General features: G+C 73.7%; 16 protein-coding genes. 11 read left to right on the forward strand and 5 right to left on the reverse strand.

Annotated features, from left to right (window positions below; all coding sequences use genetic code 11):
* Positions 1 to 163 precede the first annotated feature (163 nt).
* Complete coding sequence (locus tag LZ495_RS18060; protein ID WP_235053269.1) at positions 164 to 1,237, forward strand: TIGR03617 family F420-dependent LLM class oxidoreductase; 1,074 nt, start codon at positions 164 to 166, stop codon at positions 1,235 to 1,237.
* Between the two features lie 21 nt (positions 1,238 to 1,258).
* Here the strand turns inward: LZ495_RS18060 and LZ495_RS18065 are convergent, their stop codons facing one another.
* Positions 1,259 to 5,377, reverse strand: coding sequence for an SCO7613 C-terminal domain-containing membrane protein (locus LZ495_RS18065; protein WP_235053270.1), 4,119 nt, complete (start codon positions 5,375 to 5,377; stop codon positions 1,259 to 1,261).
* 327 nt (positions 5,378 to 5,704) lie between these two features.
* Between LZ495_RS18065 and coaBC the strand changes: the two genes are divergently transcribed.
* Both coaBC and metK read left to right on the forward strand, forming a co-directional pair.
* Entirely contained in the window at positions 5,705 to 6,943 is a 1,239-nt protein-coding gene (gene coaBC, locus LZ495_RS18070) for a bifunctional phosphopantothenoylcysteine decarboxylase/phosphopantothenate--cysteine ligase CoaBC (protein ID WP_235053271.1), read from the forward strand.
* A gap of 144 nt (positions 6,944 to 7,087) precedes the next feature.
* A complete protein-coding gene (metK, locus tag LZ495_RS18075) occupies positions 7,088 to 8,281 on the forward strand; it encodes a methionine adenosyltransferase (protein ID WP_235053272.1) in 1,194 nt (397 codons plus the stop codon).
* A 247-nt stretch (positions 8,282 to 8,528) separates the two neighbouring features.
* On the opposite strand, the gene LZ495_RS18080 is transcribed toward metK, so the two are convergent.
* Positions 8,529 to 8,945 carry an ACT domain-containing protein gene (locus tag LZ495_RS18080; protein ID WP_308268302.1) on the reverse strand — a complete coding sequence of 139 codons (417 nt, stop codon included), beginning with the start codon at positions 8,943 to 8,945 and terminating at the stop codon, positions 8,529 to 8,531.
* Positions 8,946 to 9,292: 347 nt separating this feature from the next.
* Between LZ495_RS18080 and LZ495_RS18085 the strand changes: the two genes are divergently transcribed.
* Together LZ495_RS18085 and LZ495_RS18090 are read left to right on the forward strand one after the other, a co-directional pair.
* Positions 9,293 to 10,630, forward strand: a complete 1,338-nt coding sequence (locus tag LZ495_RS18085; protein ID WP_235053273.1) for an MFS transporter — start codon at positions 9,293 to 9,295, stop codon at positions 10,628 to 10,630.
* Positions 10,631 to 10,802: 172 nt separating this feature from the next.
* A complete protein-coding gene (locus LZ495_RS18090; protein WP_235053274.1) occupies positions 10,803 to 11,357 on the forward strand; it encodes a DUF1707 SHOCT-like domain-containing protein in 555 nt (184 codons plus the stop codon).
* A 5-nt stretch (positions 11,358 to 11,362) separates the two neighbouring features.
* Here LZ495_RS18090 and LZ495_RS18095 read toward each other — a convergent pair whose 3' ends face one another.
* Positions 11,363 to 11,995, reverse strand: a complete 633-nt coding sequence (locus LZ495_RS18095; protein WP_235053275.1) for a TetR/AcrR family transcriptional regulator — start codon at positions 11,993 to 11,995, stop codon at positions 11,363 to 11,365.
* A gap of 101 nt (positions 11,996 to 12,096) precedes the next feature.
* Here LZ495_RS18095 and LZ495_RS18100 point away from each other — a divergent pair, with 101 nt between their 5' ends.
* The gene (locus tag LZ495_RS18100) at positions 12,097 to 12,966 is read left to right on the forward strand and encodes an NAD-dependent epimerase/dehydratase family protein (RefSeq protein WP_235053276.1); all 870 of its coding nucleotides are present in this window, start codon (positions 12,097 to 12,099) and stop codon (positions 12,964 to 12,966) included.
* Between the two features lie 88 nt (positions 12,967 to 13,054).
* Here LZ495_RS18100 and LZ495_RS18105 read toward each other — a convergent pair whose 3' ends face one another.
* The gene (locus tag LZ495_RS18105) at positions 13,055 to 13,576 is read right to left on the reverse strand and encodes a hypothetical protein (protein ID WP_235053278.1); all 522 of its coding nucleotides are present in this window, start codon (positions 13,574 to 13,576) and stop codon (positions 13,055 to 13,057) included.
* A gap of 127 nt (positions 13,577 to 13,703) precedes the next feature.
* Between LZ495_RS18105 and LZ495_RS18110 the strand changes: the two genes are divergently transcribed.
* The 3 genes from LZ495_RS18110 to LZ495_RS18120 all read left to right on the forward strand — a co-directional run bounded on the left by LZ495_RS18110 (position 13,704) and on the right by LZ495_RS18120 (position 15,682).
* On the forward strand, positions 13,704 to 14,621 hold the full coding sequence (locus LZ495_RS18110) for an alpha/beta fold hydrolase (protein WP_235053279.1): 918 nt from the start codon (positions 13,704 to 13,706) through the stop codon (positions 14,619 to 14,621).
* Between the two features lie 144 nt (positions 14,622 to 14,765).
* Positions 14,766 to 15,224 (forward strand): MarR family winged helix-turn-helix transcriptional regulator, encoded by a 459-nt coding sequence (locus LZ495_RS18115; protein ID WP_235053280.1) that lies wholly within the window; start codon positions 14,766 to 14,768, stop codon positions 15,222 to 15,224.
* Positions 15,225 to 15,331: 107 nt separating this feature from the next.
* Positions 15,332 to 15,682, forward strand: coding sequence for a DUF1330 domain-containing protein (locus tag LZ495_RS18120; RefSeq protein ID WP_235053281.1), 351 nt, complete (start codon positions 15,332 to 15,334; stop codon positions 15,680 to 15,682).
* Positions 15,683 to 15,707: 25 nt separating this feature from the next.
* Here the strand turns inward: LZ495_RS18120 and LZ495_RS18125 are convergent, their stop codons facing one another.
* The gene (locus LZ495_RS18125; RefSeq protein WP_235053282.1) at positions 15,708 to 16,259 is read right to left on the reverse strand and encodes a DUF4262 domain-containing protein; all 552 of its coding nucleotides are present in this window, start codon (positions 16,257 to 16,259) and stop codon (positions 15,708 to 15,710) included.
* A gap of 109 nt (positions 16,260 to 16,368) precedes the next feature.
* On the opposite strand from LZ495_RS18125, the gene LZ495_RS18130 reads away from it, so the two are divergent.
* Positions 16,369 to 16,878: an SMI1/KNR4 family protein gene (locus LZ495_RS18130; protein WP_235053283.1), complete on the forward strand. Its 510-nt coding sequence runs from the start codon at positions 16,369 to 16,371 to the stop codon at positions 16,876 to 16,878.
* An 89-nt stretch (positions 16,879 to 16,967) separates the two neighbouring features.
* A complete protein-coding gene (locus LZ495_RS18135; protein ID WP_308268307.1) occupies positions 16,968 to 19,229 on the forward strand; it encodes a primosomal protein N' in 2,262 nt (753 codons plus the stop codon).
* Positions 19,230 to 19,251: the final 22 nt, after the last annotated feature.

A 19,251-nucleotide genomic window follows, 5' to 3' on the forward strand; every position in this document is an offset into this window, starting at 1 on the left:
TTTCGCCGTCGGGCCCGGCCCGCTCCCGCAAGGGGGCGCGCCGGGCCCGACGCGTTTCCGGGCGCCCCGACGGGTCCGCGGTGCGTCCCCGGCGGTACCGCGCGAGGGCTCGGTCCGCCGCAGGGATCTTGACCATGTCACGTATCTGCTTTATCCCTGACGCATGTCCGATGTCAGGCCGGAGCCGGCCGCCGCACTGCCGAACGCCGCCCGCCCGGCCGCGCCGCCCGTCGACACGCTGCTCGACGTGCCGCTGCACCTGGCCGCGGACCGCGCCCGCGAGCTGAAGGACGCCGGCTTCGACGGCGTGTTCACCTTCGAGGGCCCGCACGACGTCTTCCTGCCGCTGGTCCCCGCCGCGGCCGCGGGCCTGGACGTCATGACCAACATCGCGGTCGCCTTCCCGCGCAGCCCCGTCCACCTCGCGCACGCCGCGTACGACCTGCACCTCGCGTCCGGCGGCCGGTTCCGGCTCGGCCTCGGCACCCAGATCAAGGCGCACATCGAACGCCGGTACGGCGCCACCTGGTCGCGCCCGGTGGCCCGCATGGCCGAGACCATCGAGGCGGTGCGCACCGTTCTCGCCTGCTGGCAGACCGGCGAGCGCCTGGACTTCCACGGGGACTTCTTCGACCTGACGCTGATGCCCCCGACGCTCTCGCCCGGGCCCAACCCGCACGGCGTGCCGCCGCTCCTCGCGGGCGGCGTCGGGCCGCGCATGCTGCGCATGGTCGCGGGCACCGCCGACGGCCTGCTCGTGCACCCGTTCAACACCTCCGCCTACCTGCGCGGCCCGCTGAGCGAGGCGGTCGAGGCGGGCTTCGCCGAAGCGGGCCGGTCCCGGGACGGCTTCGCGGTCGTGCTCGACGTGATCGTGGCCGCCGCGCGGGCCGAGGAGGAGCACGAGAAGGCGCTGGCCGGGGCGCGGGGGATGGTCGCCTTCTACGGCTCGACCCCGGCGTACCGGCCGGTCCTGGAGGCCGAGGGGTACGGCGACCTCCAGCCCGAGCTGCACGCGCTGATCAAGGCCGGGCGCTGGGCCGACATCCCGGCTGCGGTGGACGACACGCTCCTGAACCGCATCGTCGCGGTCGGCACGCCCGCCGAGGCGGCCCGCGCGCTGGCCGAGCGGGCCGCCTCGGTCGGCGCGGACCGGCTGGGCTTCTACCTGCCGTACCGCGCCGACCCCGAGTGCGTGGCCGAGGTGCTGGACGAGCTGCGCAAGCCGTCGGCCTGAGCAGCGCGCCTGCCACCCGGCCTAACTGAGGCGCCGCACCGCGCGGCCGAGGCGGGCGAGGTTGCGGAGCTGCCGCTCGTAGCCGATGCCGATCGCGAGCAGCGCCAGGCCCGCGCCGCCGAGCACCACGTACCGCGGCAGTGCGTGGTACGCGGCGATCACCGGCGACGACAGCTGGAACACCGCGATCGCGGACAGCGTCAGCGACCCCAGCAGCAGCGGTGCCTGGAGCCGGTGCCGGGCGCCCAGGACCAGCGTGGCGAACGCGGCGGCGCCCAGCAGCGCCGGGCGCAGCGCGGCCTCGTTCGCGACCGCGAGCGGCAGCGGCGGCACCAGCGCCAGGACCAGACCGGGACCGAGCGCCGGCCACGAACGCGGCTTCGGGTCACGGGTGCGGCGCAGCCACAGACCCGCGCCGAGCACCAGCAGGGCCGGCGGCACGGTGTACGCCTCGGGCGCGGTCACGTCCGCCAGCGCCATCCGCATCCAGTACGCGCCGAGCAGCGCGAGCACGGCCACCGCGGCCGCGGGCAACCGCAGCTGCCGCGCATCCGGGCGCGCGGTCGGCAGCCCGGCGACCAGCGCGGCAGCCGCGCCGGCCACCGCCAGACCGATCCACTCCCGCTCCGGGTACGTGCCGAGCGCGGCGAGGCCGCCCAACTGCGCGAGACCCAGGACCGCGATGCTCGGGACGAGTTCGGGCACCAGCCTCTGCGGAACCTGCAAGGACAGCACCATCAGCACGCCGGACACCGCGATCAGCGTCAGGGCGACGTCGCCGCCCGCCCAGCCTCCGGCGTACGCGGACGTCGCCGCACCCGCGGCCACGGCCGCGACGACCACCGGCGCCCACACCGTGCGCACCGCCGAGCGGCCCTCCGGCACCCGCGTCGCAGCCGCGACGGCCACGACCCCGCAGAATGCCGCCTGAGCCCAGCCGGTCCGCGGCGCCCCCGCACCGGCCACGACCAGCGCCCCCGCCGAAGCGGCCTCGAACGCCCAGGTCAGATAAGCCCGGTACGGGTAAGCGCCCTTGACCAGCGACACCTTCCGCGGGCGCACCGGCGGCGCGGCGGCCAGGAACAGTGCCGCGACCACAGCGGCGGCAAAGGCCGTCCACACCGGTTCGGCGCCGGCCGCGTCCGCGCCTGCCGCCGTACCGGAGACGGTCGCCCCGACCCACAGCACGGCCCACGCGGGCCTGCGTTCGGCGGCATCGACGAGCGTGCCGAACGCCGCCGCGACCGCGAGCGCGGCGAACCCGACGGCAAGTGCGGCGATCTCCGGCGCCGCGGTGATGGTCCCGCCGACCACGGCCGCACCCGCCACCGGCAGGGCGGCCCACGCCGCGACCGCGTGCCGGCGCTGCACGAAAAGCGCACCGACGATCAATGCGCAGGCCAGGACGGCCAGTCCCGCACCGAGCGCCTGAGTGTCCACCCCTGCCCAGGAGCCGGTCACGCCCGCGCACCCGAGCGTCGCCGCGGTTCCGGCCACCGCCCACACGGGCTTGCCGGGGCCGTCGTCGGCCACGGCACCGAACCACGACGCGACGGCGAGTGCGCCGAGGGCCACGCCGAGAGACCCCGGACGTCCGCCCGCCGCGATCGTGCCCGCGACCGCGGCGACCGCGGCGACCGGCACGACCGCCCAGCAGATCGTGGGCCGGCGGCGCTGCGCGGCCATCGCGACGACCACGACCAGCGCGTCGGCCACCGCGATCCCGGCGCCGATCACCGGCCCGGCGACCTCCGCCCAGTGCGCGGTGGTCGCCGCGCAGGCCGACGCGGAAGCCGTCGCCAAAGCCGCCCACGCCGGTGCGCGCCCGCCGCCGTCGACCAGCGTGCCGATGAGCATGGCCGCGGCGAGTGCACCGAACGCCACGGCGAGCGCCGCCGGCCGCTCCGCGGCGGGCATCAGGCCGGCGATCGCCGCCATCGCCGCCACGGCGAGGACGGAACCGGCGGTGCCCGACGCGCCGCGCCGCAGTCCGACCGCCGCACCGACCGCGACGACGGCGGCCAGCACCGTGATGCCGGCCGCGTACACCGGTGCGGCCACGTCCGCCCAGTGCGCGGTCAGCGCCACCCAGACGAACATCTGCGCGGTCGCGACCCCGGCCGTCCCGGGCCGCCACGCGGCGGGCAGCAGCCACACCGCCGCGACCAGGAAAGCCGCTGCGGCGCCGAACGCCGCGACGGACAGGCCCGGCCGCGCCAGCGACCACGCCGCCCCGACCGCGAACAGCACGATCCCGGCACCCCGCACCGCGGCCGCGGTCAGGTCGGGCAGCCGCACGAACCGGCTTGCCGCGATGCCCGCGGCACCCGCGGCCATGACGTACCCGACCGCCACCGGCAGCGGGAAGTCGAGCGACGCCGGCAGCACGGCCGCCTCGGCGGCGACCCCGGCCGCCGCCAGCGTCCGCCACCAGCGCACCGGTCCGGACAGCCGCGCCCAGGCCAGCACGATCAGCGCGCACACCGGGACGGCCAGGAGTGTCGCCGCGCCGAAGGCCCAGTGCCGTTCGGGCGTCAGCAGCGCCCGCGCCCCCGACAGTTCCGGGTCGCCGGTCCACGGCTGCGTCAGCCACGCGACCGGGCCGAGCGTCGCAGCGACCGCCAGCACGGCGGTCACCGCGCTCACCGCGAACGGAACGGTCAGGACCGCCACCGGACCCGGCCGGTACGCGCGGGGCAGCACATGCACGAGCCCGACCATGGCCAGCGTCAGGAGACCGAGGAACGCGGGGCCCCAGGCCAGCGGCAGCGGGTCCGCGTCGTCCTGGCGCGGCAGCGCGGCACCCGCGAGCAGGACCGCGGCATACAGCGAGGTCGCCGCCGCGCCTGCGGCAGCGTGCCGGATCGCCGTGAACCGGTGCATGAGCCGCGCGGAGCACGCCGCAGCCACCGCGGCGAACAGCATCACGCCGCCCGCCGCGCCGCCGCCGGCCTCGATGAAGCACAGCCCGAAAGCGGCCAGCCAGTACGCCACGGCACCGATGAGCGCGATGCGCACCGCCGGGGACTCGGGCAGGTACGCCGGCGGCACTACGCCGCCCTCGGCCTGCCGCCCGTCCGCGACGACATCCGGGCCGACTCCGGCACCGGTACGGAACGCCCAGCGCAGCAGCGCGATTTCGCCGACCGCCTGGAGCGCGAAGCCGACCGCGAGCGGCAGCACCGAGTCCTGCGCGATGCCGATCCGCCCGGCCAGCAGCGGGATCGGCGCCTGCAGCAGCAGTGCCGCGGAGATCCGCAGCGACTTCAGGCCGAGGACCCGGCTGCCCGCCCACGCCGCGCCGCCGACCGCGCCCAGGGTCGCGGCCGTCGCGACCATCGCGTCCACGCCGCGCAGGCCTGCCAGGTCCGCGGCCCATGCCGCGTACCCGTCGAGCAGCCCCATGGCGACCGAGACGGCCCCCAAGGCCTCTGCGGTCAAGGGGAGTTCGCGGCGCTCGGCGACCGCCGCGCCGGTCGCGAAGGCGACCAGCATGAGGGCCATGACGACGGCCCGGCCGACCGTCCCGGAGCGCTGCCACGTGACCGCCACGAACACGATCGCGGCCACGATCAGCAGCAGGACGCCGGTGCCCAGGAAGAACCGCGCGATGCGGCGCCGCGTGACCTCGGGGTCGGCGGGCCGCGCCGGGGCCGCGGCAGCCGCGGCGGAATGCCGGGTGTTGCGGCCGAAAGCGGCGTACGGGTCGTGCGAAGGGCCGTCGGCCGCGGCGCCGAAGGCCGGGGACGGGGGAGTCGGTCGGGGGACACCGGCATGCGCCGCGTGCCTGCCGCTGCTCGTACCCGCGCCCACGCCGGTGCCTGATCCCGCCGCGGTGCCGGCGGCCGGAGCGGCCGCGGCTGCCGGGGCCTCGGCGTCCGCCGCCGGAGCCGCCGCGTAGCGCGCGGTGCCCAGCTCCACGGACCACCGAGGGGCCGCCGTCGCGCGCAACTGCCGCAGCAGCGCCTCGCGCTGCTCCAGCACCCGCCGCGCGTCGCCGCTGACCTTCCACAACGCCAGGGCCAGCGGCCCGGCGAGCGGCAGACCGCAGTGCTCGCAGTACGCCGGCCGGGGCAGGTTCAGCCCGCCCGCACAGTCCGGACATCTGGCCGGATCGGCCAGCAATTCGATGTCGATCATGGTCGTCTCCCCGGGAACCCGCTGCGCGGGCGGCCCTGAACATGGTTCGGACGTGTGGTCCGCGGGTGATCGACCGCACCCGCTCGTGGAGCCCCCGCCGCCACGGCCCTGCCGCGTTGTCGCTGCTTCTTGCCGTGGCACCACTGTCGCCGGATTCCGGCCGTCCGGATATCCGTACTCGTACTCAACCCCGCAGCCCGCGACGCCCGTCCGGGCCCGCCGGTTCGCCGCCTCCGCGGCGGCGTCGCTACGCTCGGAGGCCGTGGGAGGCACCCGGTCCGGGGCCTCGCCGTTCGCACATTCCGCAGGCCGGCAGGAGAAGCAGCGATGACCTCTGAGACCACCGAGTCCCGCCCGCGCGTGGTCCTCGGCGTCGCCGGCGGGATCGCCGCCTACAAGGCGTGCGACGTCCTGCGCCGCTTCACCGAGTCCGGGCACGAGGTGCGCGTGGTGCCCACCGCCTCCGCACTGAAGTTCGTGGGCGCGCCGACCTGGGCCGCGCTGTCCGGGCAGCCCGTCGCCACCGACGTCTGGGACGCCGTGCACGAGGTCCCGCACGTGCGCATCGGCCAGGCCGCCGACCTCGTCGTCGTCGCCCCGGCCACCGCCGACATCCTCGCCAAGGCCGCCCACGGCCTCGCCGACGACCTGCTCACCAACACCCTCCTCACGGCCCGCTGCCCCGTGGTGTTCGCCCCCGCGATGCACACCGAGATGTGGGAGCACCCGGCCACCCGCGCCAACGTGGCCACCCTGCGGGCCCGCGGCGCGATCGTCCTCGAACCGGCGGTCGGCCGGCTGACCGGCAAGGACACCGGCAAGGGCCGGCTGCCCGACCCCGAGGAGATCTTCCGCACCGCCCGCCGCGCGCTGGTCCGCGGCAACCAGGAGCCCGACCTCGCCGGCCGGCACATCGTCATCTCCGCGGGCGGCACCCGCGAACCGCTCGACCCGGTGCGCTTCCTCGGCAACCGCTCCTCCGGCAAGCAGGGCTACGCCCTGGCCCGCACCGCGCTGGCCCGCGGCGCCCGCGTCACGCTCGTCGCCGCCAACGTCGGTCTCGCCGACCCGGCCGGCGCCGACGTCGTCCCGGTCGGCACCGCGGTCGAACTGCGCGAGGCCGTGGTCAAGGCCGCCGCCGACGCGGACTGCGTGGTCATGGCCGCGGCCGTCGCCGACTTCCGGCCGGTGGCCTACGCGGGCGGCAAGATCAAGAAGACCGATGCCGAGCCCGACCCGATCGCCCTGGTGAAGAACCCCGACGTGCTGGCCGAGATCTCCCGCGAGCGGCCCCGCCCCGGCCAGGTCGTGGTCGGCTTCGCCGCCGAGACCGACGACGTCCTCGCGCACGGCCGCGCCAAGCTCGCCCGCAAGGGCTGCGACCTGCTCGTGGTCAACGAGGTCGGCGAGACCCGCACCTTCGGGGCGGACGGCAACGAAGCGGTGGTCCTCGGCGCGGACGGCACCGAGACCCCGGTGCCGTTCGGACCGAAGGAGGATCTGGCCGACGCCGTATGGGACCGCGTCGTGCCGCTGCTGCCCCCGCGGGCCGCTGACAGGGCGTGAGGAACGACACGCCGTCCGCAAGGCGGGACGGCAGGTACGTCGGACATGTCCATGCGGTTACACTCGGGCCAGAATTCCGGCGACACGCGCGTTAACCAGCGCGTTGTCGTCAGCCAGCAGCCGCTGCAACCCAAGGGGAGCCAAGTGTCCCGTCGACTGTTCACCTCGGAGTCCGTGACCGAAGGTCACCCGGACAAGATCGCCGACCAGATCAGCGACTCCATTCTGGACGCGCTCCTCAAGGAGGACCCGAAGTCCCGGGTCGCCGTCGAGACGCTGATCACCACCGGCCAGGTCCACGTCGCCGGCGAGGTGACGACCAAGGGCTACGCCGACATCCCCACCATCGTGCGCGACCGCGTCCTCGAGATCGGCTACGACAGCTCGAAGAAGGGCTTCGACGGCGCCTCCTGCGGCGTCTCGATCTCGATCGGCTCGCAGTCCCCGGACATCGCGCAGGGCGTCGACGACGCCTACGAGGCGCGCGTCGAGGGCGACGAGGACGAGCTGGACCGCCAGGGCGCGGGCGACCAGGGCCTGATGTTCGGCTACGCCTGCGACGACACGCCCGAGTTCATGCCGCTGCCGATCACGCTCGCGCACCGGCTCGCGAAGCGCCTGTCCGAGGTGCGCAAGAACGGGACCATCCCGTACCTGCGCCCGGACGGCAAGACCCAGGTCACCATCGAGTACGACGGCGACCGCCCGGTGCGCCTCGACACCGTGGTCGTCTCCTCGCAGCACGCCGCGGACATCGACCTGGACTCGCTGCTCGCCCCGGACATCCGCGAGTACGTCGTGGAGCCCGAGCTGGCCGGCCTCGGCATCGAGACCGAGGGCTACCGCCTGCTCGTCAACCCGACCGGCCGCTTCGAGATCGGCGGCCCGATGGGCGACGCCGGCTTGACCGGCCGCAAGATCATCATCGACACGTACGGCGGCATGGCCCGGCACGGCGGCGGCGCCTTCTCCGGCAAGGACCCGTCCAAGGTCGACCGCTCGGCCGCGTACGCGATGCGCTGGGTCGCCAAGAACGTCGTGGCGGCCGGCCTGGCCCGCCGCTGCGAGGTGCAGGTCGCGTACGCGATCGGCAAGGCCGAGCCGGTCGGCCTGTTCATCGAGACCTTCGGCACCGAGTCGCTCCCGGTCGAGCGCATCCAGGAGGCCGTGTCCCAGGTCTTCGACCTGCGCCCCGCCGCGATCATCCGCGACCTGGACCTGCTCCGCCCGATCTACTCGCAGACCGCGGCGTACGGCCACTTCGGCCGCGACCTCCCGGACTTCACCTGGGAGCGCACCGACCGCGTGGACGCCCTGAAGGCAGCCGTCGGGTCCTGACCCGGCGCGCCCTGCGCACCAGCAGCACAACGGCCCGGCCGCCCCCGAGGGGGCGCCGGGCCGTTCGCCTGGCGGGGCCGTTCGCCTGGCGCGGCCGTTCGCGTGGCGGGGCCCGTCTGCTGCGTCCCCACGCCGATGTTCGTCTCAGCGGCTCGCACGCGTCTGTTTCCCGCTTGCCTCGGCTGCGGCCCGCCGCGCGCCGACCGCCTGATTCGCGGTCCGGGTGTGCCGCCGCCCCGGCGCGCCGTCAGGGCCGGTGCTCGTGCGCGAGAGCGCGCAGCGCGTGCATCGCCCGCTCGGCGTCCGCCTCCGCGACGAACAGGTGGTCGTGGAAGAAGCCCGCGACCACGTTGCAGCTCATGCCGAGGTCCGCGAGCCGGTTCGCGAACGCCGCGGTCAGCCCGACCGCGTCCAGCGCCGAATGCACCCGCAGCGTGATCCACGCCGCGACGAAGTCGTAGGCCAGCCCCGCGGCGTCGGCCTGCGCCCGGGGCAGGACCAGCGTCGTGCCCTCGGCCTCGGCGACCGTCACCACCGGGTCGAGCCCGTCCGGGACCGGTCCGGCCACGGTCGTGAACACCCATGAACCCGAGTTGAGTTCAGGCTCCATGCTCCCCAGGAGCACGCGCAGGTCGCGCTCTCCGCCGCCGTCATCGGTGCTCACCGCGGTCGCCTTCCCTCGTACCGGCCCGGGACGACTCCGCCCGAGGCGTGGACCTCCCCAGTCTGGCAGACGACGCCGAGGGCGCCCCCGCGCCGCGCCCTCGCGCATGCGCCCGCGCCGCGCGTGGCCCGGCGGTCCTGCCGCGGTGGCCGGAACCGATATCGGATCGATGCGCGATCCGAAAACCTACTGCCTGGTGCGGGAACGTTCCAGCAGGCATGATTTCGCCGCTGGCATATGTCAGCGGCGTTGACATGAATGTTGATTCGCCTGCCTTCCGCCGTGCTCGGGGCCGGGTCCTCAGGGCCACTGCGCGGCGGACCCACGACGAAAGACCGATCACCCTCATGACGCAGACCTCCCTCGAGGCCCGCGACGGCGTCGACCCGCCGTCCACTGCACCCGGCGCGGCACCTTCCGCCGGCGGACGCGACCGGATCGCGCCGCTGTACTTCACCCTGCCGTTCGCGAACGTCGCACTGTGGCTGGTGTGGATGGGCGCGGGCTCCTTCCTGATCCCCATCCAGGTCATGGGCATCACGGGCGACACCGACCCGGACGCGCTGAAGAACGCGTCGGCGATCGGCGCCGCACTCGCCGCCATCGGCAACCCGCTTTTCGGCCAGTTGTCGGACCGCACCCGGTCCCGGTTCGGCCGCCGTACCCCCTGGGTCCTCGCCTGCGCCGGAATGGCGGCCCTCGCCCTCATCGGGCAGGCCAAGGCCGACTCGATCCTGATGCTCGGACTCACCTGGGGTACGGTCCAGTTCATCCTGAACGGCTACCAGGCCGGCATCACCGCGGCCATGCCGGACCGGGTCCCGCCCGCGAAGTACGGCATCTTCTCCGGCCTCATCGGCCTCGCCTCGCCGATCGCCATCCTGCTGACGGCGTTCGTCATCGGCGGCGTCGACATGTCGCGGCTCGGCGGGGACGGCGTGCTCGGCGGCTTCGGCGGCAAGTTCACCGGGGCCAACGGCTACTACCTGCTGGCCGGCGCCGTCGTGCTCGGCGCGCTGGTGTTCGCGTTCGTCTCGCCCGAGCCGTCCAGCAAGGGGATGGCCGTCGAGAAGTTCGTCCTCAAGGACTTCCTCGCCGGCTTCTGGGTCTCCCCGCGCAAGTACCCCGACTTCGCGTGGGCGTTCCTGTCCCGCTTCGGCGTCATGACCGGGTACTTCATCACGCTGATCTACAGCTATTTCATGCTGATCGACTACGTGAAGGTGCCCGAGGAGGACGTCAATCCGGTCACCGGCTACCTGCTGGTGGTCAGCGCCGCCGCCACCATCGTCGCCTCCCTGGTCATCGGCAAGGTCGCCGACCGGGTCCGCAAGGTCAAGCCCTTTGTGCTGGCGTCCGGCATCGCCTCGGGCATCTCGCTGATGATCCCGCTGTGGTGGCCCACGGTCGGCGGCCTCACCGCGTTCAACATCGCCAACGGCTTCGCGTTCGGCATGTACATGGCCGTCGACATGGCCCTGATCACCCAGGTGCTGCCCAACAACCGCGACGCGGGCAAGGACATGGGGATCATCAACATCGCCAACGCGGCCCCGCAGGTGGCGGCCCCGTTCGTCGCGGCGTGGATCGTCGACGCCGCGGGCTATGAGGGGATGTTCTGGACGGCCGGCCTCATCGGGATCGCCGGGGCACTGTTCGTGATCAAGGTCAAGGACGTGAAGTAGCGGTTGCCTCGGGGGTGTTCGCCCGCCGTCACGTGAGTGCGGCGGGCGGGCGCCGCCGTTGCGCGGTGCCCCGGCCCGTCCGCGGCTGCATCCGCGCCAGTAGGGCGTATCCCCGGCCGACAGTGGGGCTAGCCCCATGTTTCGGGGCGGCCCCGGTCCCTAGCCTCGGAGCATGCTGAGGGAACCTGCCATGCGGGCATCCGACGTCGACCGCGAGGCCGCGGTCGACCTTCTGCGGAACCACCACGACCAGGGACGCCTGACGCTGGACGAATTCACCGACCGCGTCGGGTCCGCGTACGGTGCCGTCACCTTGGGCGAACTGGCCGTCCTGCTGAAGGATCTGCCACCGCCGGAGCATCTGGAGTACGAGGTGGAGGTGCTGCGCGCCGCGGCCCGCAACCCGGGCCTGGCCGCGCGGAACGCCGTCCCGCCGCTCGCCGTCCCGCGCCCTGCCCCGCGGCCGGCGCCGTACTCCGCGCCGGCCCCGCCACCGCAGTACGCAGAGCCCGAGCGCCGCGGCACCACGGCCCGGCAGCTCATGCGCGGGCTGTGGACGGCGGTCCTCGCGGTCACCTTCGTCAACACGGTGATCTGGTTGCTCGTCCTGGTCAGTCAGGGCCCGGTGTACTTCTGGCCCATCTGGGTCTTCGGCCCGCCCGCCGCCCTTCTCGGCGCGGTCGAGCTGTGCCTCCACCGCCATCCGGAGAATGGCGCTGCGGGATAAGGCTCTTAGGGCGTGGCCCGGGCGCTCGCGAAGGCGGCGGTGAGTTCCGTGAGGAGGTCGCGCCCGCGGGCCGGCCCGCCCTTGATGCGGCCCTCGAGCGTGAGGCTGACGAGCCCGTGCAAGTGGGCCCAGAGGAGATCGGCGGCCGCGTCGTCGTCGTACGCGGTCGCGGGGTGGCCGGGCGCAGCGGTCCGGACGGTGTCCTTGAGGACCTCGAAGCACCGGATGGCCGAGGGCGGGGCGTCCGGGGTGCCGAAGGGGACGTCGGGGAGGTTGTGCATGAGCCGGTACAGGTGCGGATCGGCGGCCGCGAACTCCCAGTAGGCCGCCGCGACTGCGGGCAGCATGCCGGCCTCCGCATCCACCGCGCCGCGGGCCGCGTCGAGGCGGTCGGCCAACTCGGCGAAGCCGACGTCGACGACGCCCAGCAGCAGCGCCCGCTTGTTCGCGAAGGACTGGTAGACGATCGGCGCCGTGTAGCCGACCCGGTCGGCCACCGCCCGCATGGTGACGTTCTCGAAGCCGCCGCCCTCGGCGGCCGCCGCCCGGGCGGCGGCCAGCAACTCGGCGCGCAACTGCTCCCTGGCCTGGGCGCGTTCGTCCGCCGTGCCCTTGACCCTGTACTGCCCTGCGGGCATCCGGTCCTCCTGCCGCTCATTTTCTAACGATGTTAGACAACTCTGCGGAGATGATCTACTCTCGAAATCTAACGTTGTTAGAAATCGAGGGGAGCTCCAGCATGCGGGTATTGGTGACGGGCGTTTCGGGGGCCATCGGCAGTGCTGTCGCCCGGTCGCTGCTGCGGCGCGGCCACACGGTCGTCGGGACGGTCTCGGCCGGCTCGCGGTCGCAGGCCCCGGACGGTGTCGAAGTGCTCCCGGTCGACCTGTTCGAGGCCGGGGCGCTGGCGGAAGCGGCCCGGAGCGCGGACGCGGCCGTGCATGCGGCGTCCAGCAACGACGAACGCGCCGGCGAGCTCGATCACATAGTGGTCGACGACCTGATCGAGGCGTTCGAGGGCACCGGCAAGCCGCTCGTCTACACCAGCGGCCTCTGGCTGCACGGCAATGCGGGGGCGGCGCCGTCGACCGAGGAGTCGCCGTTCGACCCGCCGATGGTGGTGGCGTGGCGGCCGGCGGTCGAGGACCGGCTCCTGGCGGCGGCGTCCCGCGGTGTCCGCACGGTCCGGATCCGGGCCGGCCTGGTCTACGGCGGCGGGCGCGGGTACGTCCCGATGCTCCTCGCCCCGCAGGACGGCGAAGGCGGAAAAGCGGTCCGGCACTTCGGCGACGGATCCAACCGCTGGGCGCTCGTGCACGCCGACGACCTCGGCGACCTGTACGCACTCGCGGTGGAGAAGGCCCCGGCCGGATCGGTCTACCTCGGCGTGGCCGGCGAGCCCGTACGGGTGCGCGATGCGGCCGGGGTCGTCGCCGGCAGGTACGGCGTGCAGGTCCAGGGCTGGGACCCGGAGGACGCCCGGCAGTACTGGAGCGTGATGGTCGACGCGTTCCTGCTGGACCAGGCTGCGAGCAGCGCCAAGGCGCGGGCGGAGCTGGGCTGGGCGCCGAGCCGTCCCGGGCTGCTGGAGGAACTCGCGGCTGCGTGAGGCAGGTTGCACCATCAGGGGCGGGGCCGCTGCGGTCCCGCCCCCGGTGTCTCAGGGGGCGCGGTCAGCGTACCCGCGCGGCCGTCGGTCAGCGCGTGCAGAACACGCAGGTGCCGCCCCACTCGCCAAGCGCGAGGACGCGGTGCGTGAGGCAGGTCGCCAGAGCGGGGTCGTCGGGGTCGTCCGGTTCGGTGGGTGGCGTCCGGTCGAGGGGTGGGGCGAGCGGCGGGGCGAGGGGCGGGGTGAGCGGTGGGGTGAACGCCTCGACCATGCCGCGGAAGCGGCGCAAGTAGTCGAGAGCGTAAGGCGGTTCGTAACCCAGCTCGGACCAGCGGTGCCCGCTCGCCGCGAGGTCGACGGTGTCGAGGATGAAGCGCCGCACCCGAGCCTGCTCGTCGGCGGTGGGCCCCCAGGTGATCTCGTCCAGATCGAAGCCGACGCAGCCGCGTCCCCTCATGTTCTGGTCCTGTGCGGCCATCAGTGCGGCGAACCGGTACTCGCTCGGCGCTCCGGCCGTCGCGCTGACGGCGAGCATCATGACCTCGACGAACACCTCGGTGCCGCCGTTGGTCAGCTCCAGCTCGGTGCCCGGGCCGCCGAAACAGTTCATGGCATCCATCCAACCCCACGGCGCGGCCGGCCTTCATATGTTCTTGGTTCAGATCATTTGACTTGAGATCAATGCGCCTCTAGATTCTCATCTCAGATGATCCGAACTCAGAAGATATGGAGTCGTCATGGCACACGTGCGCACCGATGCGGAGCTGGCCCGTTCCCTGGACGGGGACTTCACCAGCCGGCACGCCGAGGTCAACGGGGTCGACCTGCACTACGTGATCGGCGGGCAGGGCGATCCACTGGTCCTGCTGGGCGGGTGGCCGCAGACCTGGTGGCAGTTCCACAAGGTCATGCCGGAACTGGCCCGCCGGTACCGGGTGATCGCCGTCGACCTGCGGGGGATGGGCGGGTCCGGCAAGCCGCACAGCGGCTACGACAAGCGCACCATGGCCGAGGACATCCGCGCACTCCTGCAGCACCTCGGCCACGCCAAGGCGAGCATCGCCGGCCACGACATCGGCGCGATGGTCGCCCAGTCGCTCGCCGCCAACCACCCCGAGGCCGTCGACAAGCTCGTCCTGATGGACGTCCACCACCCGGACCAGGACATGTACGGGCTGTCCCTGCTGCCCCAGCCCGACCAGCACGTGGACGGCGACTTCCGGGTGGGCTCCCGCGTCTACCTGTGGTGGTTCGCGCTCAACCAGGTGCGCGGCCTGCCCGAGACCCTGCTCGCCGGCCGCGAAAGGGCCTGGATCGACGCACTGTTCGACTACATGCTGCTGGACCCCACGTCCATCGGCGACCACGACCGGGACGTCTACGCGCAGGCCTACGCCACGCCGGATGCGGTCCGGGCCGGGAACGCCTGGTACCAGGAGTTCATGCGCGATATCGAGGACGAGAAGACGCACGGCCCGCTCGCGATGCCCGTCCTCGGGATCGGCGGCGACCACAGCAACTACGGGTATCTGGCGTCGGCGCTGCCCGCCAAGGGGCCTGACGTACGCGTGGTCGAACTGGCAAAGAGCGGCCACTACCTTCCCGAGGAGCAGCCGGAGGAAGTCGTGCGGCTGATCGCGGAGTTCCTCGGCTGAACGGCAGCGGCTGCGGATCCCGCCCGGCCGGCCGCGTCCGGCCGACCGGGTCCGCCCGCCCGGCCCGTCGGTCGGCCGGGCGGGATCCACGAGACGGTCTAGGCTGAGAAGATCCGAACCCAGCCGATTCCGGGAGGAAGCCCCGTGGCGGTCCCCGCGCTCCGCGAGCACCTCGCCCTGTTGTTGTCGGTCGCCGGCCACGTCGTGAAGCAGACCGAGGAGCAGCGGCTGGGCGAGGCCGTGGACCTGACCGTCCGCGAACAGGTCGCGCTCACCGCGATCGCCGAGGGCGCCCCCACCCAGCTGGCGATCGCGCAGAAGGCCGGGCTCGACAAGAGCACCCTCATCCCGGTCCTCGACCAGCTCGAACGCAAGAAGCTCGTCGAGCGCCGCCCCGACCCGGCCGACCGGCGGGCCCGCGTGGTCACGATGACCCCCGCGGGACGCCGCGTACTGACCCGCTCCGCCCCTGTCGTCGCCGCCGTCGAGGAGGACCTCCTCGCCGACCTGACTCCGGACGAGCGAGAGCAGCTCCGCGGTCTCCTGCAGCGTGTGGTGGAGGGCCGGATGACTCGCGTATCGGTGCCGGGTTCCTGCCTCTGAGCGCCGAAGTACTGATCCGCGACTGATTCCGCGCCGGGCGGGCGTCCGTAATTTCGTTCCCACGAAGCCGCTGCAGCAGCGCAGCGGCCGACGAAGGGACGGACCCCATGACCGCGTACGTCATCGCCCACCTGCAGGACGCCGCGCCGCACACGGACATCGCCGACTACATCGAGCGTCTGCCGGGCACGATGGCGCCGTACGGAGGCCGCTACCTCGTGCACTTCGCCCAGCACGAGGTGAAGGAAGGCAGCTGGCCCGGGGGCGTCGTGATGCTCGGCTTCCCCGACATCGAGGCGGCCCGCGCGTGGTGGGACTCGCCCGCGTATCGCGAGCTGGCGCCGCTGAGGAAGCGGCACATCAAGGGCGACATCATCATGATCGACGGCGTGCCCGAGGGGTACGCGCCGACGGCAGCCGTCAGCGCAATCCGCCAGGCAGCTGCCGCTGCGTCCTGACGCGCGTCGTCCGGTGCCGGCCGGCTCAGTCGGCGACGAGCGCCTTCCAGGCATCGTCGGCATGCTCGGTCGGCCGCAGCCACGTCTGCGGCTGGCGGGCGCGGACGCTGTCATCCACGTCCGGCTCACCGGGGAAACGCCCCTTGCGGTCCGGCCACAGCACCTGGAGGACGGGGAACGGAGCCCGGTAGAACGACAGCGCGCGGCCGAAGAACGCCGGGTACCAGCCGCCCCTCGCCTGGCGCAGCAGGACGTCGTGCCCGTCGATGACGTCACCGTGCCGCGAGCCGTCCGCGAGCGGCAGGCCGGCTGCGGCCTTCTCACCGAGGACGTTGAGCAGTTCCTGCATGAGGTACGGGTCCAGCCCGAACATCGCCACCTCGGGCGTCCCGAAGCTGTGGCGCAGGCCGATCGTGTACGCGAAGGCGTCCCCCTGGTCGTCGGCGGGCACCGCGGCGACCATCCAGCCGGGGGATTCCACCAGCTCGGCGATCCGCAGCTCGAAGGAGTCCCGCGCGTCGCGGTCCCCGTAGTCACGGCAGACGACGCAACGGCAGGCAGAGCGTTCGGTGGGCATCCGGAGAAGATAGCCCGGCAGCCCGACAGCCTGCTCTCGCCCGGGCGCCGGACCCGTCGGTCCGGCCTGCGAGGCTGTCGGCCGCATCGGGCGAGAGTGAAGGACGTATGTGAGCGAGCAGGCGGTCCGTGCGTGGGCGGACGCGATGTCGGCGGGCCTGGCGCGGCTGATGCCGGTGTTCGAGGCGACGTTCGGCTTCGAGCCGACCGACAACCACGTGGCGCTTTCCGGCGCAGACGCAGGGCCGCCGGCTGTAGGCGGCCGCAAGCTGCCGGAGCCGTTGGCGGAGTTCTACCGCGTGGTGGCCGAGGCGTGGTTGATGGACGTGCACAACGGGTTCAGGATCGAGCCGGTGCGGTCGGTGACCGAGGAGTCCGATGCGTTCCCGACGCGCATCGTCGGCGCTCTGGCGGGCGAGGTTTTCGTCTTCGGCAGCAACGGCGGCGGCGACCTGATCCTGATGATGGCCGACGGCCGGGTGCACGAGGTGGGCGGCGGGTCGTTCATGTACCCCGAGTACGACGTGGACGAGTGCAATATTCGGACGTCGTTCCCCGACCTCCAAGCCTTCCTCGACCACGTCCTGGCCTACCTGCACGAGCACCTGGAGCACGTCTGACCCGGCCGTCGGCCCCAGGCGACCGCGAACCGGGGCGGTGGGGGCGTGGCGGCTGAAGCGGTGTCCTTCTGGTCTGCGAAAATCGGCAGGTGGGCGAGCACAGCGCAGAGGGTCCGGCGGGCGACGAATCCACTGCTCCCGGCGAGCAGCTGGAGATCTCCGTCGCGTCCGCGCGCAAGGCGGCCCGCAGTGCCGTGAAGTCGGCGAAGCCCAAGAAGCAGCCCGAGCTCGCCGCCGAGCTGCCCGTCGCGCGGATCGTCGTCGACAAGGCCCTGTCGCATCTCGACCAGTTCTTCGACTACGCCGTGCCCGCGTCGATGTCCGCGGACGCGCAACCCGGCGTACGGGTCCGCGTGCGCTTCGGCGGCCACGCCGCAGGCGACCGGCGGCGCGGGGGCGGGCTGATCGACGGGATCATCGTCGAACGCCTCGCGACCAGCGACTACTCGGGGCCGCTCGCGCGCATCGAGCGCGTGCTGTCCCCGGAGCCCGTCCTGCCCGACCGCATGCTCGACCTCGCCCGCGCGGTCGCCGACCGGTACGCCGGCACCCTCGCCGACGTCCTCTCGCTCGCCCTCCCGCCGCGGCACGCCCGCGTGGAGGCCGAACCCGCCGAGGAGCCGCTGCCCGCCCCGCCGCGTCCCGAGACCGGTAGTTGGGCGCGCTACGAAGGCGGCCAGGACATCCTGGACGCGCTCTCCGCAGGGGAGTCGCCCCGCAGCGTCTGGACCGCGCTGCCCGGCCCGACCTGGCCGGACGAAATCGCGCGCCTCATGGCCACCTGCCTGGCCGCCGGCCGCGGCGCGCTCGTCGTGCTGCCGGACGGCAAGGCCGTCGGCCGCGTCGACGAGGCACTCGAGCACCTCCTCGGCCGCGGCCGCCACATCGCCCTGACCGCGGACGCCGGCCCCGAGGAGCGCTACCGCCGCTGGCTTGCGGTCAGCCGCGGCACGGTCAAAGCCGTGGTGGGCACACGCGCCGCGATGTTCGCGCCGGTCGCCGACCTCGGCCTGGTCGCGCTGTGGGACGACGGCGATTCCGCGCACGCCGAACTCCACGCCCCGCAGCCGCACGTACGCGAGGTCCTGGTCGTCCGCGCCCTGCGCGAACGCTCGGCGTTCCTGGTCGGCGGCCTGACCACCTCCGTCGACGCCGCCCAGCTGGTGCGGTCGGGGTGGGCGCAGCCACTCGAGGCGGTGCGTACCGAAGTGCGCGCCGCAGCCCCGCTCGTACGCACCGTCGGAGACCTGGACGTCGCCCGCGACGAAGCCGCCCGCACCGCGCGGCTGCCATCTCTCGCCTGGGACATCGCCCGGCGCGGCCTGGAGACCGGCCCGGTGCTCGTGCAGGTGCCGCGGCGCGGGTATGTGCCGCACGCGGCGTGCCAGCGCTGCCGCGCTTCAGCGCGCTGCGGCGGATGCGCGGGCCCGCTCGAACTGACCGGCTCCGACGGCGCCTTGGTGTGCTCGTGGTGCGGGCGCCACGAGGTGGGATGGCGCTGCCAGGAGTGCGGTGGAGCGCAGCTGCGCGCGAGTATCGTCGGCGCGCGCCGGACCGCCGAGGAGCTGGGCCGGGCCTTCCCGCGCGTGCCGGTCCGCACATCGGGACGCGACGCGGTGCTCTCCGTCGTCCCCGACGTCCCGGCCCTCGTCGTGGCCACCCCGGGCGCCGAACCCGTGGCCGCAGGCGGCTACGCCGCAGCGCTGCTCCTCGACGGCTGGCTGCTGCTCAACCGCCCCGACCTGCGCGCGGGCGAGGAGGCGCTGCGGCGCTGGCTGGCGGCTGCGTCCCTCGTACGCCCTGCGTCGGCCGGCGGCGCGGTGGTCATCGTGGCCGAGCCGACGCTGCGCGCGGTGCAGGCGCTGGTGCGCTGGGACCCGCAGGGGTTCGCCCGTACGGAACTCGGCGAACGCCACGAGCTCGGGCTGCCGCCCGTCTCGCGCATGGCGTCGGTGACCGGTTCGCCGACCGCCGTCGCCGACCTGATGCGCCTCGTACGCCTGCCGCAGGACACCGACATCCTCGGCCCGGTCCCGGCCCCGCTCCCGCCGCGACCCGCGGTCGCCACGCCCGCCCGCAACGCGAAGACCCGCGCCAAGTCCGCCGCCGCCAGGGCCGCGATAGAGCGCCCCCCGGCCGAGGCGTCCACCGACATCCCCCTCTGGGGCGGAACCACCCGCGCGCAGGTCGGCCCGCCGCCCGAGGAACGCCGCGAACGCATCCTGCTGCGCGTATCGCCAGGCCGCGGAGCCGAGTTGGCTGCAGCCCTCAAGGCCGCCCAGGCCCTGCGCATGTCCCGAGGCCCATCCGAACCGGTATGGGTCCGCATGGACCCCCTCGACATCGGCTAGATCGAACGGCCCCGAGCGTCCG

It is taken from the genome of Yinghuangia soli (assembly GCF_021502675.1).
GTDB classification, from domain to species: domain Bacteria; phylum Actinomycetota; class Actinomycetes; order Streptomycetales; family Streptomycetaceae; genus Yinghuangia; species Yinghuangia soli.